Genomic DNA, 14,228 nt, shown 5'->3' with positions numbered 1-14,228 from the left:
ATGCCGTGTTAACGCCGGCCGAAATGGGCGATAAGTACATCAAATGATGCAGGAATGCTGGTTTGAGACAGCGCGGTCATGGAACGTTTACCAGCGTGGCTTTTAACCGCGAAGCATGACCGCACCTATGGCCCCGACCGACATGACCGCCCCCTTGCAAGCCGCGCTCGACGCTGCGGCCAAGGCTCGCAGCGCCTATACGATTCCGCCGGGCGGGCATCGCCTGCTGGCGACCGGGCTGGGCTATGCCAGCAACGCGCGCATCCTGGTTGCCGGCGATGTCTATAACGACCATGGTCCCGCCGTCGGCACGCATTACTGCCTGACCAATCGTTCGGGACAGCGGCTGTCCAACGTCACGATCATCGGCGCGGGCGGCGCCTTTACCGGGGGCGCTTCCGACCCGGCAGGGGCGACGCGCAAGGGTCTGGGCATCGTGGCGACCGACGGCTTCACCGTCATCGGCGTCAAGACCGCCGGACCGCTGACCGGGTTCGGAATGGAGATCAAGAATTCGACCGGCGGCCATCTCAACGGCCTGCAACTCTTCTCGGGCGTCAATCGTCCGGGCGCGGACGGCCTTCATTTCTTCGGGGCCTGTGCGCGGGTCAGCGGATCGAACATCACCGTGCGCAGTGGCGACGATGCGCTGTCCTTCACCTCGGAAAACCATGAATCGATCGATGCGGTCATGGAGCGGATCACCCTGACCAGCATGACGCTCGACAGTGCCGCCTTTTCCTGCATCAAATTCTTCACCAGCGCGACCACCGGCAAGGCGGTCATCCGCAACATCCGGGTCAGCGGGGTCAAGGGGCGGATCACCCAGGGTCCGACCGGTTGCCCGCTGATGATGCAGAATGAAGGCGTCGCCCAGGGATGCGAGATCACCGACATCACCATCGCCAATGCCGATCTGGATTTCGGCGCAGCGACGCAGGAAGGGCCGACTGCCTATCTGACCCATTGCCGCAACGTGAACTTGCGTAACATCACGCTTCGCGGACGACGCAATGGTCAGTTTCTGCGGGCGATCCGCTGCACCGGACTGCGGGTCACGGGCGAGGTTTGGGACACGATTCCCGGTAATCCGATGAACGATCTCGTCCAGCTCGAATATTGCACCGATTATGACATCAACCTGATCGTCCGCTCGGCCAGCGGCGAGCGGATCGGTTCGCTGCGCGTCCGCAACAGCGGTACCGACAGCGTGATCCGCTATATCGGGATGACGGGGGCCTGATCCCGGTCAGCGTTAGTACTCAGGGCTGGTCCACCAAGCCCGGCTCCGGGATCCCATCGCCGTCGCTTTCCACCCTCACGGGGATCGACTTCGCAGCGGGCGTCTCGTGCCGAGGCGGCCGTCGGCGCGGGGGCGGGGGGGCTAGGACCGGTGGCGTTTCTTTCGCAAGCAGGGCGCAAAGATCCTGAACTTCTGGTCGGGAGCCCCCGGCTCCCATAACGGTCGATCGTTGTGCTTTGAGGCGACGTGAGCTTAGGGAAGTACGGCTTCAAGCGAACGCATGAGGGTACGGAAGCTGAAGGGCTTTGCGCAATTCACGGCGTCCGGATATCGGCTCGTCATCGCATCGTCGTCATATCCGCTCGCGAATACGAACGGAATGCGCTTGGCCACGAGCGCGTCGGCGACCGGAAAGGCTTGTTCTCCGCCCAGATTCACGTCGAGAACCACGGCGTCGATCGTGGTTTCCTCGTTGATGCGCATCAGCGCGCGGGCCACGGATGGTTCGGGACCAATCACGACCGCACCAGCGTCTTGCAGTTCCAAGAGCATATCCTGCGCCAACATATATTCGTCCTCAACCACGAGGATCCGGCGATTGGTGAGCGGCATCATGCGTCTCCGCTTGACCTCGGTTCGAGATCGGCAACGCTATAGAGCAGCGAACGCCATCCGCCGCCATAACGTAGGTAGTCTTGGCATGTAATTGATAAGGAAGTGCTTTCTCAATCAGCGCTCGGCCTTGGCCTGTGCCCGTGGGGGCGGCACCTTCCTGCGGCATGGTGACGCCGCTTTCGTGCCAATCGACGTGCAGCCAACGTTGCTGTTGTTCGTCCGCCTCCACCCACCACCGCACATGCAGATGACCTCCCCCCTGGCGGAGCGCACCGTATTTGACCGCATTGGTCGTCAGCTCATGCAAGGCCATGGCGAAAATCTGAACCGTGCTGGACCTGAGCGGGACGTCGTCAGGTCCGTCAAGCGTTACCCGTTGCTCACCGGCCTGCGTGAACCCGATGGCGTCGAGCTCGGCATGGATCAGATCGGCAAAGGTCACGCGACCATCGTCTTCCAGCCGCGACAACAGGCGTTGAACCCGCGCGAGCGCATCGATGCGGTTGCGGAATTTGGCCCTGAAGTCGGGGAGGTTGACGCTGGAACGGATGGTTCTGTCGGCGGTGGATCGAACCATGCCCATGAGGTTGAAGGTGCGGTGCTGCAGCTCTTCGACGAGCACCTGTTGACGCCCCTGCAACCGGCGAATGTCGTCAATGTCCGTCGATGTGCCGAACCATTCCCGGATTACGTCGTGTTCGTCACGCAGTGGCGTCGCGCGGGTTTGGAACCAGCGGTAAGAGCCCGTCGACTTCTCGCGGATACGGTACTCCGCCGTAAATTGTCCTTCGGCTTCAGCGCGCCCCCAGGCGGCACGAGCCGGCGCGCGATCGTCGGGATGGATGGGATCAAGCCAACCCCAATCGCGACTATCCTCCTCCGTCTGTCCGGTGAACTTGGTCCATTGCGGGCTGGCCCAGGTCCAACGGCCCGGATCATCGGCACGCCAGACGAGTTGCGGGATGTTCTCGACCACTTCCTCCAGCCGGGACTGCGCGTTTCGCAGCTGAGTCAGGTCGTGACTGATCCCGCCGATCAGCCGCACGTTGCCCTCGGCGTCGGTAATCGGGAAGTCCGTATTGCGCAGCCAGCGAATCGTGCCGTCGATCGGCCGCCTGATACGATATTCAAAGGCGACGGACTCGCCGTGGCGGACGCGGCGGGTCATTTCGGACGCCAGTTGCCGATCCTCGGGAACGATCAGGTCCAGCCAACTATGGTAATTATCACCGGCAAGCGCTTCGGCCCAGTCCAATCCATAGATCTTCTCGAACGCCGGGGTCAGGTATTGCCATTGCAGCGTCTCGGCATCCCGTATCCAGATGACGTCCTGTGATGCCTCGCCGAACTGCCGAAAACGCTCCTCGCCTTCGCGAAGCGCCGCCTCCGCCTGGGCACGCTTCAAGGCCGAACGTATCCGTTCGGCGCTATTGCGGATGAGTTCCACCTCCAACGACGTCCAATTTCGCGGTGTGGCGCTTTGCACGACGAGCAGGCCGGTTCGCTTCTCCTCCTCGAACAGCACGACGTCGCAGAATGCGGCCACCTGCATGTCCTTCAGTGCCGTCCGCCCCATTTCCGGCAATCTGGTCTCGGCGGCCACGTCATTCACCTGGATGAGCGCGCCGGCCCGATACCGTTCCAGGAAAGCGGAGCCGAATGGCGCAAGCGAGAGCGCGCGGGGCGCCGGTGGAACGCCGCGCACACATTCATGCCGGACGTTCATCGTGTCGCCTTCAATCTCGCCATATCGTACCCGGTTGACGTCCAGCCGATCGCAGAGGCGATGAACAGCGATCTCCGCGATGTCGGCCACGTCGACCAGCCGGCCAAGGGTGTCCGACAAAGACAGGAGGAAATGGTGCAAATCCTGGCTGTCACGAAGCGCCCGTTCCGCACGAAACCGCACTAGATTGGCCCAAAGCCGCTCGACCACCTCTTTGACCAGCGCGGCGTCTTCGTCCGTCCAGTGACGGGGCGTGTGCTGATGAACGCTGATGTTCACCACCATCCTGTCACGGAGGAGCACCGGCACGCTGAGCAGTGCCTTGACGCCCAGCTTCGCGATCGCTTCATGGTCGGGCTGCAGGAACGGAGGGCCGATGTCATCGATCCGAACCGTGCGGCCTGCGAGAAGCTCTTCGACAATCGCGCCCCGATATTCCTCAAGCTGTATGACGGCGGGGAAGGGCATGGCTCCATCGGCAAACCACCCGAAAAAGACATTGGCGACGCCATTCGTCTCATCGAACTCGGCAAACACGATACGCGACGCGCCAAGCTGATGGCCCAGCATCCGGGCGGCGGCTTCGATCATCTCCTGAGCATCGCTCTTGATGCGAAGGGCGTCGCTCAATTGCAGCAATAGGCTCTGTCTTTCCCCATTTGCACGTAGCACCTTCTCCGCACCGATCTGCTTTGCGGTGGCGTGAACTTTCGCCGTCGTTTCGAAGCTGGTGATCAGAATGCCTTGTACGTCGCCGGCGTCATCGCGCAGCGGGCTCAAGGAATAATTGAAGAACGCCTCCTCAGCCTGCCCGCCTCGCAGGACCATGAAGCGCGCGTCCGTAAAGCGGTGCGACAGTCCGGCGAATACATCGTCGAACAGCGGCGCGGCCGTCTCACTGGTTTCTGACCAGACTTCGAGCAGCGGGAGACCAAGCGCCTCGGGCTTGCCGCGCAGCATCTCGCGATACGCATCATTGTAGATGGTGATGTAATCGCGGGTCCAACCGACGGCCATCGGCAGGGGATGATCGAGGATCATACGAACAGCCTGGCGCAACGCGATCGGCCACTGGTCGAGTAGACCAAGTGGCGTCGTACTCCAATCATGATCCCTGATCCGTTGCCCGGCTTCACTATGGAACGGCAGCCATGGGCGGGCAGCAGCGATGGTCATGAATGCCATGCCCTCCCCGAAGGAAGCGCAATGGTGCTCGATCCCTTCGATAACACCCTATGTCCCCCGATCGACAAAGAAATACGGGAGCCAATCTGTCCGTCGCGGCAATCGAAAAGAAGATTAAAATGGCTGATCGAAATTAACAGGAAGGAGGATGTTTCCCCGTGGCGGGGCAATTGGGTCATGATTTTATCAAAAGATGATTCCCCCTTGCTATCGGCCACGCGCGGTCCGACCATTCGGTTCCTTTATAGGTCAGGGCGTTGGCATTTGCGGCGCCGTTCCCCGGGATCGGTCGGTGGAACCGGATCGACCGCCTCGTCCCTGATCGGGGCGTCCCCCGATGCAAGCCAGGGGGGCTTGCTCGGCGCGCCTGACCATGTGACGTCGACTGCCGGTTACCCCGTCGTCTGGAGCAGCGGCTCGATCCGCAGGTTGACGATGTCGCAATTGGCCGATCGGGTAAGCATGAACAGGATGGCGTCCGCCACATGCTCGGCGGGCAGCATCCGGCCTTCGGCGATGGCGGCCCGTTTTTCCTCCTCGCTGCACTCCTGCATTTCGGTATCGACCGAGCCGGGCTGGATCACGCCGACCCGGATGCCCTTGTCCGCCACTTCCTTGCGCAGGGTTTCGGCAAAGGCGTGGATACCCGCCTTGGTCGCGGCATAGACGCTTTCGCCCGCCGCCTTGATCTCCGTACTGATCGATCCGACGAACAGCAGATGGCCGCCGCCCCGTTTTTCCATGCGCAGGATCGCGGCGCGCGCGCAGGCGAGATAGCCGGTCAGATTGGCGTCGATGACATAGCGCCAGTCGGCATCCGCCATCTCATGGATGGGCTGAGCCCCCAGCGCGGCGCAGGCGACGAGGATGTCGATCCCGCCGAGCTGATCGTCGACCTGGGCAAAGACCTGCTCGATCCCCTCCGCGGTGGCGGCATCCGCGACGATCCCTTTTACCGTGCCGTCGATATCCGACAATGCTTCGTCCAGCGTTTCCTGATGCCGCCCGAAGGTCAGGATGTGCGCGCCTTCCGCCGCGAGCGCCTTCAGGGTGGCGCGGCCGATGCCGGTGGTGCCGCCGGTCAGCAGGATACGCTTGCCGGACAAGGAGGCGGTGCGGTTCTCGGTCATGACTATTCCCATGTAAGAATGAGCCGGCCCTGCGCGGGAACGCGGTAATCGACGCGCTCGGCCGTGGTCGCATCGGGCAGGATTTCCGTTCCATCGGCTGTGGCGATGACACTGTCGGTCAGCTTGCGGCGCTTCAGCCGGACGAGTCGCAGATTGGCGGTGCGCGCCTCTCCGCCGTCGAGCCGGATCGCCAGTGCGCGGTCGCCGATCCGCTCGACCGCGCGGACCAGCATGTCGCAGTAGAGGCGGAAGGGCGCCCCCTCGACAGGGTGGAAGGCGCGCGAGGCGAAGATGAAGGCCGCACCCGCGCCATAGACTTCCTGCCCCACCTGCCCGGCGGGCTGACCGTCGGGATAGAGATCTTCCAGCGGGAAGGAGAGGCCCTTGTCGACATGGCCATTGGCATCGCGCTGTTCCGTGGCGATCGCCTCGGGCGGCAGTGCGTCGGGGTAATAGAACCAGGCGCGCGACAGGGCGTAGCGACAATATTCGCCGATCAGAATCCGGGCCTCGGGCTCCAGATCGGGGCCACTGTCATTCAGATATTGTTCGAACGCGACGAAGCTGTCGAAACATTCGTACATCGCCATGTATGGCGCGTCCTGGAGGCAGGTGACGGCCATGAACGTCTCATAGGCTTCGGCATGGCCGATCCGGCTGTCCCACAAGACCGCGTTGTGCAGGAAGCTGGCCAGATAGACATAGCTTTGCTCGCGATAGACGTCGCGATTGGTGATCCGCCACAGCCGCATACAGGCCGCGGCACCCCAGGCGGTCAGATTGGCCTGGTAATTGATGTCGAAGCGCAGGCCGATGGCGGCATCGATCGCCGCGCGCGCCTCGTCCAGATAGGTGCGGTCGTCGGTCAGTTCGAACGCCTGGAGCATGACCCAGGCATAAACGCCGCCGACATCGGTCTGGCCGCGCCCGTCGACGGGCGCTTCCTTCTCGATGATCGAGAAGTCGGTCACGTCATATTGGATCGGCCAGCGATAGTCGAAATGCCGCGCGGCCTTCACGCCGTAATCGATCGCCTTCAGGAACAGCGCCCGCGCCTCCTCGTCGCCGTCGAGCGCCAGCGTGCCCAGGTTGAGCAGCGGGTGATAGAGATACCAGCTGTCGACCGCATCGGCCTGTTTGTCCTTGCCGACATTGGGCAGGTAACGGCGAAGCGTGCGCAGTTTTTCGTCATAGAATTTCCAGAGTCCGGCCTTCAGCCGGGCTTCGAGCGGCACCGGCTCGCCCAGCCAGCGGCTCCATTGGTGGAGCGCGGCGACGACCGACATCTGCACCATGATGTCGGGATATTCGGCGCCGGTATAAGGATGGATATAGAGGTGGCCGTAATGTCGTATCGTCGCGGCGGGCGCCTGTTCCAGATCGCGCAGCGTCCGCTCGGCGCGGTCGATCCAGTCGCGATAGGCGACCGGTGGCGGCTCGAATAGATCATAGGCGTTGCCCAGCATCTGAACGAACTGGCGCGCCGATTCGCGTTCGTGCGGCGGGGCCTGGTGCCGGAAGACGAGGATCGCGTCGGACAGTGTTACTTGTCGTCCGGCCTCCAGTGCGACCTCTGCGGGATCGGCCTTGGCGTCGGGGACGGGCAGGGCATAGCCGATCTCGGGCCACGCCCCGCCCACCGCCTCGCGCGGGACGGTGTGGGTCGCGCGATAATAATCGTTCGAGGCGGTCAGGTTCTGAACATAGAGGACATTGCCGAACCCCGGTTCGTCGATGCGGAAATAGAGCAGGCCGGTATTAAGCCCGCGCTGCGATGCCTCGACCTTGCCGTCCGCACGCGAGGGATCGTCGCCGGCCCCCAGCGGATAGAGATCGCGTGGGGCGAAGGGCAGGATCGTCGGCCGATCGGGGGTGAAGCGGGTGATGATCCGAACTCGTTCCACCGCAAGGCGGTCGGCGAGGCAGGTGATGACATGCTCGCCCATCGCGCTGGTCAAGCGCAACCGGGCGGCCTCGCCCTGTTCGGGGCGTTGGGCATGGCAGTCGAACGAGGTGGGGATAAATGCCGCGCGAACCGCCAGCCCGCCGCTGCGTCCGCGCCGGATGATGGCGAAGACCGAATCCGTCGTCCGGTGCAGCGCGACGGTCAGCTCGCCGATCTCGAACTTCGCCAGCGGCTTGGGATCGGCGCGCAGCATGTCGCGCAATTCCAGAAGGTGAGGGCTGATAGGCGGCGGGGCCTCCGCAGTCGCCGTTCGGGGCATGTGACCACTCCGACAGGGTGACAGGATGTTCGGACAATGGGCTGGGCGGGCCGTGGTTCCGGGGAAGTCATGGGAAGCCAGCGGCTTGATAACCTGTGTCAGCGCATTGGTCGTGTCCGGGCCTGCTGTGCGCGTTTCAGCCGGATTCGCGTCTGCGCATCGCGCAGCAGCGCACCGGGCAGATCGGTTGCCGCGCGCAACCCCGCTACCGAGGAGATGTTGCGGATCGACCGCCGCGTCTCGTTCAGCACCTGGCCGACCATCGCCCGCCGCTCGATCTCGCCGGTCTCGCGGACGAGCGACAGGCGGTGGATCGCATAGGTACCGATCAGCCCGGCGATCAGGAAATAGAAGTCCCAGGCGGTCAGCAGGACAGGCAAAGTCAACACGCCGCCCGGGCTGCTCCAGCGCGCGACCAGCTCGAACTGGCGCGCGGCGAAGAATTGCGCGAGCAGTCCGCCCAGGATCGGCGCGATCCCGGCAGCCAGCGCGGTGGTGATCGCATTGGTGGCGACATAGGCGGTGGCCGACCCCCTGGGCGACAGCTTCAGCGCGATATTGGTGCTGGCCAGCGTCACCCCGGCGATCGTCGCGCCCATGATCAGATGCAGGCCGACCAGCCACAGCTTCACCATCGTCCGGTCGCCCAGCTGCGACGCGCCAATCATCGCGACGATGGCAAGGATATAGGCAGGCGCGCAGACGGCGAGGACCGATTTGTTGGCGAACTTGTCGCTCAAGCGGCCCCAAAGTCGCAGCGCCAGGATATTGGCGATCTGACTCGCGACGCTGAGCAGCAGCACGAAGCTGACCGCGAAATGCAGCCGGCGGACGATGAAGACGGTGAAGAAGGGCGTCGCCAGATTGATCGCGAATTGCCAGCTGGCGACGAAGACCAGCAGCCGCCGGAAATTGGCATCGCCGAGCGGCTGGCTAAGCAGCGCGCGAAGCTCGAGGCGTCCGGCAGCGGGCGGCATCACCGGCTCGGGCATCATCGCGACGATCCGCGCGCTGATGAGGCCGGTCACGCAACCGCAAGCGAACATCGCGGCGAACACCCCGTTGCGCGCCGCCGATCCTGCGCGAGTCCAGTCGAGCGCGAGTGCGGCGGCCAGACCCAGCACCAGGCTGATGACCGTCAACCATATGGTCCGCCGGGAAAAGACCTCGCCCAGCCGTTCCTCGGGCGCGAGATCACGCATCCACGCATTCCATGCGCACCCCCCGATCGCCCCCAAGCCGCAGAGCAGCATCTGTGCGGCGAGGAAGATCAGCAGCGCGGTCGTTCCGCTGAAAAAGGCGAGCGCGGCCATGATCGCCAGCATCGTCCGCCCGATCAGGCTGGCGAAGACCGCAATCTGCTTGCGCCGTCGCCAGCGCTCGACCAGCTGGATGGCGGGCAGCTGTAGCAATTGTGCCAGAAACGGCATGGCCGCGAGGATTCCGACCATCACATTGGATGCGCCGAGATGCAGCGCGAAGGCGGTCAGGATCACGCCACTGGTCAACGCCGCCGCCCCGCCGGAAAACAGTGCCTCGATGATGAGCAGGCGCAGGCCATGTTCCCGATCGGCAGCGGTCAGCTCGGTCTGAGGCAACAGGGTCATGGGACCGGGTGAACGTCCTGCGTGCGCGGGCGGTTGCGCTTGCGACGTCGTTGCCTTGATCTATGTCATTGAGTTTATGGGAATGATTGGCGTCGGCGCGACACTTTCGCATCGGTGATGGGTTGATCCGTCGATGGATGATGTCCGACCTTCCAAAACCTCGTTCCCGATGACGGGCGGCCGCGCATGACCGATGTATCGGATTGCCGGATCGTGTTCGTCCTGGCCGGGGGCAATGCACTGGGGGCCTATCAAGCCGGCGTGTATCAGGCGCTGCACAAAGCGGGCCTGACGCCCGAATGGATCGTGGGAACGTCGATCGGGGCCGCCAATGGCGCGATCATGGCGGGCAATGCGCCCGAGGATCGGCTGACGCGCTTGCGCGAATTCTGGCGACCGGCGGTCGGGGCGGCATCGCTCTACTATGGCGAAAGTGCCGAGACCTGGCGGCGCAGCGGCGAGGCGCTGGCGACATTGCTGGCCGGACGGGCCGGGATGTTCGCGCCGATCGGCACCGCGCTGGCGACGCGCGAGACGCCGGGCCTGTACGACACGGCGCCACTGGCGCGCACGCTGGCCCGGTTGATCGACTTCGACCGGCTGAACCAGGGCACGATCCGCTACACGATCCAGGCGGTCGCGCTGGATAGCGGTGCGGGGCGGTTGTTCGATACGCACAAAGACAGGATCGGGGTCGAACATATCCGCGCCAGCGGCGCCATGGCGCCCGCCTTCCCGCCGATCGCGATCGATGGCACGCTGTTCGTAGATGGCGGACTTGCCGCCAATCTTCCGCTCGATCCGGTTCTGGAACAGGCTGATCATCGGCCGCTGCTGTGCATTGCGATCGATCTGCTCCCGCTCGCGGGGCCGCATGACGCGACCATCGGAAGCCTGATCGCGCGGATTCAGGATCTCGCCCTGGCCGCGCAATCGCGCCGGATCATCGAAAGCTGGCAACACCGATATGGCTGCGATCCTGCGCTCAGCGATCGGGCCGTGACGCTGGCGCACCTGACCTATGCGACACAGCATCGCGAGGTGGCTGGCAAGGCGATGGATTTCTCCGCCGCCTCGGTGCGGCAGCGTTGGGATGCGGGCGTGCGTGATGGGGACGCGCTGTTGTCCGGTCTTCGTGACGGCACGATTCCGCTTGGCCGGGCCGGACTGAACCTCGTCGCCATTCCCCAGGGAGAACGCCCGTGAAAGCCGCGCGCAAGACCGCCGATGGACGCTTCGAAATTACCGAGGTGGAGGAGCCGCAGCTTGCCGCCGACGACTGGGTCAAGGCGCGGGTTCGGATGGCGGGGATATGTGGAACCGATCTGCGCCACTGGGAAAAGGCCGAGGAAGAACTGCATTGCTGCATCATGGGCCACGAACTGGCCGGTGAGGTGGTCGAGGTCGGTCCGGCGGTCGATCGGGTCGCGGTGGGCGACCGGGTGCTGATCGAATCGGTGCTGGGCTGCGGCCATTGCGAATGGTGCCGGGTTCAGCAGTATAATCGCTGCCCCGACCTCTATCCTACCCGGCGCGCCAGCGTCGCGCGCGCCTATGCCGAATATGTCGTCGGGCCGCAGCACAAGTTCCATCCGCTTCCCGACAGCGTGGGCTATGACGATGCCTCGCTGCTCGATACCTATGCGGTGGCGCTTCATGCACAGCATCTCTCCGGCCTGACCATCGGCGCGCGGGTCGCGATCATCGGGGCGGGGCCGATCGGGCTCGGTCAGCTGATGCTGGCCAAGGCGAGCGGTGCGAAGGTGATGATTGTCGACAAGCTGCCCCATGCGCTGGCGCTGGCGGAGCGGCTGGGCGCGGACCGCATAGTCCATGCGGACGAGGAAGACATCGAAGCGGCGATCCGTGCGATGAGCGATGATCGTGGCGCCGATATCGTGTTCGAATGCGCCGGCGGCACGTCGATGCCCGACACGCTGCCGCTTGCGACGCGGCTGGTGCGCAGGGGCGGTAAGGTCGTCATCGTCGGCGGCTTTGATGACGGACCGATTGCGATCCCGCTGGAATGGCAACGTATCCAGATGTCGGAAATCACCCTGATCCCCAGCGCCAGCTTCGCCTTTCACGACATCCATGCCGAGCAGCTGGAAGTGCTCGACCTGCTGACCCGGGGCGTGTTGAAGACGCAGCAACTCATCACCCACCGTTTCCCGCTCGACCGGATCAACGAGGCGTTCGAGACCGCGCAGGATCGTCGCCGGACCCAGGCGATCTTCGTCGGGCTGGAGGTGTGACGTCCGGCCGGAACGCTCCCGACCCGCCGCGCATTGGCCTTCTCAGGAGAATGACCATGACCGACCCGATCAAGCGGACGACCGAAACCCGCGACCCCAATCTGTCGACCGAGCACCAACGCGACGGCGATGCCCGCCGCCCCAGCGACACGCTCGATCGCGGTCGGTCCAGCACCGAGGGGCAGGACGCCCCGAAGCGCAAATCCTCGCTGACCTGAATACAGAGGGGAGAGGGACGCCCCGTTCAATCCGTAGTGACACATGCCTGAACGGGGCGCCGAGGACGTGCGGAAGCTCGACCTCGCAGGCCCCCTAACGTGCTTTGGCCGCAAAAGCTGCGCCTTCCTGCGCGACGGGCAAAATAAAGCCGCTGGCAGCGCGTTGACCCGAAATGCCGGGCGCGATTGTCACAAAATCGACGCATCACTGTCACGGAAGTTTCTCCCAAAATGCATCTTGGCGTCATGAGACGCGCCTAACGCCCGGACCGGGATCGACAGGGGGACTTGTCTTGAGTCGGTCACCGGGCGGCTTTCGCCCGGCTTAGCAACGATAAGATCGGGAGTTTTTCGGCGATGGGCAGCTTCAAGCGCTTCGGCCTCATTCTCATGACCAGCTCGGCCTGCGCGGCCCTCAGTGCGTGCGGCGGTGCCGACAGCGTCGCTTCGCCGGGGGCGGGCAGCGTGGTGATCGTGCAGCCCCAGCCGACGCCGGCCCCGTCGCCCACGGCTACGCCGACCGCGAACATCACCGCCGCGCAGTTCGCAGCAGTCACCACCGTCAACGGCGTATCGATCACTGCCGACGAACAGCTGGCGATCGTCAATGCGGGCAGCAACAACAACGTCAATGGCACCGGCGCGGCGCTGAATGGCATCTATCCGGCCAGCAGCACGTCGTTGACCACCGCCGCCGATCCGTCGATCATCAACGGCTTCTTCACCTCGACCAACTATGTCGGCGCGCTGAACGGCCCCTCGGACACCGCCTTCCAGGGCTGGACCTGCAACTCGACCTCGGCCGAATTCGGTGGTTCGGGCGCGCGGTGCAGCGCGGTGCCGTCGATCGGCACCTATGCCGCCGCCACCTCGGTCTGCCCGACCGGCACGATCGATGACGGCACGGTCACGCCGAGCGGTGCGTCGGCGCCGTCCTATCGCTTCTGCCGCATCGACAACACGATCACGACCACCCAGAATGTGACGCTGCCGAAGATCGCAGGCGTCGTGTATCGCCTGCGTGGTCAGACCGAAGTGGGCACCGATCTGGGTTCGACCGGCGGCGCCGGCGTCACGCTGACCATCGCGCCGGGCGTGGTGATCGCGGCCGACTCGTCGGAGGCGACCAATGACCTGCTGCTGGTCAATCGCGGTTCGAAGATCTCGGCCGTGGGCACCCGCGATGCGCCGATCGTCTTCACCTCGCAGCAGAATCTGGTCAGCAACGGCGTGTCCGACGCGACCCAGGGCCAGTGGGGCGGCATCATCCTGCTCGGCCGCGCGCCGACCGCGGTCTGCGCCACCGGCACCGGCCCGAACAACGCCGCTGGTTCCTCGACCAGCTGCCAGCTGGCGATCGAGGGTGTGACCGGCCGTTTCTATGGCGGTGCGAACCAGGCCGACTCGTCGGGTCAGCTGTCCTATGTCCAGATCCGCTACTCGGGCATCGCCATCTCGGACGGTAACGAACTGCAGGGCCTGACGCTGGGCGGTACGGGTTCGGGCACCGTTCTGGATCATATCCAGAGCCACAATTCGGCCGATGACGGCATCGAGATCTTCGGCGGCACGTCGAACCTGAAGTATATCGCGATCACCGGCGCGGACGATGACGGCTTCGACATCGACAATGGCTATCGCGGCTTCATGCAGTTCCTGATCGCGGCGCAGCGCGCTATCGGCGCGACCGCGGACAGCTTCTCGACCGAGATCGACTCGAACAACGCCGAGGACCTGCTGCCGCGCACCTTCGGCCGCTATGCCAACTTCACTTTCGTCCAGACCGCGCTCGCACCCGCTGCGATCCGTCTGCGCGGCGGTGCCGACATGACCTTCATCAACGGCATCGTTAAGGCGACCCAGCAGAACGTGGCCTGCGTCAATCTGGTTGCAGGTGCCGGTTCGGGCGCGGATCGCACCACGATCCGGGGCGCCAACGCCGATCTGCAGGACGTGGGGCCGCCGGTCTTCACCTCGATCTATTTCAGCTGCAACGGCCGCTAAGGTCCCGCTGACCATGCGCC

The 14,228-nt window shown here is 64.3% G+C and carries 10 protein-coding genes; 5 read left to right on the top strand and 5 right to left on the bottom strand.

Annotated features, from left to right (window positions below):
- Positions 1-127: 127 nt before the first annotated feature.
- Entirely contained in the window at positions 128-1,243 is a 1,116-nt protein-coding gene (locus tag GGR45_RS10745; RefSeq protein WP_175312529.1) for a hypothetical protein, read from the top strand.
- Between the two features lie 252 nt (positions 1,244-1,495).
- Here the strand turns inward: GGR45_RS10745 and GGR45_RS10740 are convergent, their stop codons facing one another.
- The 5 genes from GGR45_RS10740 to GGR45_RS10720 all read right to left on the bottom strand — a co-directional run bounded on the left by GGR45_RS10740 (position 1,496) and on the right by GGR45_RS10720 (position 9,731).
- Positions 1,496-1,858: a response regulator gene (locus GGR45_RS10740; protein ID WP_246358164.1), complete on the bottom strand. Its 363-nt coding sequence runs from the start codon at positions 1,856-1,858 to the stop codon at positions 1,496-1,498.
- Positions 1,821-4,760: a PAS domain-containing protein gene (locus GGR45_RS10735; RefSeq protein ID WP_175312530.1), complete on the bottom strand. Its 2,940-nt coding sequence runs from the start codon at positions 4,758-4,760 to the stop codon at positions 1,821-1,823. The genes GGR45_RS10740 and GGR45_RS10735 overlap by 38 nt, the downstream gene beginning before the upstream one ends.
- Positions 4,761-5,161: 401 nt before the next feature.
- A complete protein-coding gene (locus tag GGR45_RS10730) occupies positions 5,162-5,899 on the bottom strand; it encodes an SDR family oxidoreductase (RefSeq protein WP_175312531.1) in 738 nt (245 codons plus the stop codon).
- A gap of 2 nt (positions 5,900-5,901) precedes the next feature.
- A complete protein-coding gene (locus tag GGR45_RS10725; RefSeq protein WP_175312532.1) occupies positions 5,902-8,124 on the bottom strand; it encodes a hypothetical protein in 2,223 nt (740 codons plus the stop codon).
- Between the two features lie 98 nt (positions 8,125-8,222).
- The gene (locus GGR45_RS10720) at positions 8,223-9,731 is read right to left on the bottom strand and encodes an MFS transporter (RefSeq protein ID WP_175312533.1); all 1,509 of its coding nucleotides are present in this window, start codon (positions 9,729-9,731) and stop codon (positions 8,223-8,225) included.
- 186 nt (positions 9,732-9,917) lie between these two features.
- On the opposite strand from GGR45_RS10720, the gene GGR45_RS10715 reads away from it, so the two are divergent.
- The 4 genes from GGR45_RS10715 to GGR45_RS10700 all read left to right on the top strand — a co-directional run bounded on the left by GGR45_RS10715 (position 9,918) and on the right by GGR45_RS10700 (position 14,208).
- Positions 9,918-10,937 carry a patatin-like phospholipase family protein gene (locus GGR45_RS10715; protein WP_175312534.1) on the top strand — a complete coding sequence of 340 codons (1,020 nt, stop codon included), beginning with the start codon at positions 9,918-9,920 and terminating at the stop codon, positions 10,935-10,937.
- Positions 10,934-11,986: a zinc-dependent alcohol dehydrogenase gene (locus tag GGR45_RS19915; protein ID WP_175312535.1), complete on the top strand. Its 1,053-nt coding sequence runs from the start codon at positions 10,934-10,936 to the stop codon at positions 11,984-11,986. The genes GGR45_RS10715 and GGR45_RS19915 overlap by 4 nt, the downstream gene beginning before the upstream one ends.
- Before the next feature lie 56 nt (positions 11,987-12,042).
- On the top strand, positions 12,043-12,204 hold the full coding sequence (locus GGR45_RS10705; protein ID WP_175312536.1) for a hypothetical protein: 162 nt from the start codon (positions 12,043-12,045) through the stop codon (positions 12,202-12,204).
- A 357-nt stretch (positions 12,205-12,561) separates the two neighbouring features.
- Positions 12,562-14,208, top strand: coding sequence for a hypothetical protein (locus GGR45_RS10700; RefSeq protein WP_175312537.1), 1,647 nt, complete (start codon positions 12,562-12,564; stop codon positions 14,206-14,208).
- Positions 14,209-14,228: the final 20 nt, after the last annotated feature.

This window comes from Sphingomonas zeae (genome assembly GCF_014197135.1).
In the GTDB taxonomy this organism is placed as follows: Bacteria; Pseudomonadota; Alphaproteobacteria; order Sphingomonadales; family Sphingomonadaceae; genus Sphingomonas; species Sphingomonas zeae.
Note: the sequence above shows the minus strand (reverse complement) of the source record. Positions and strands in the feature narration are given on the sequence as shown.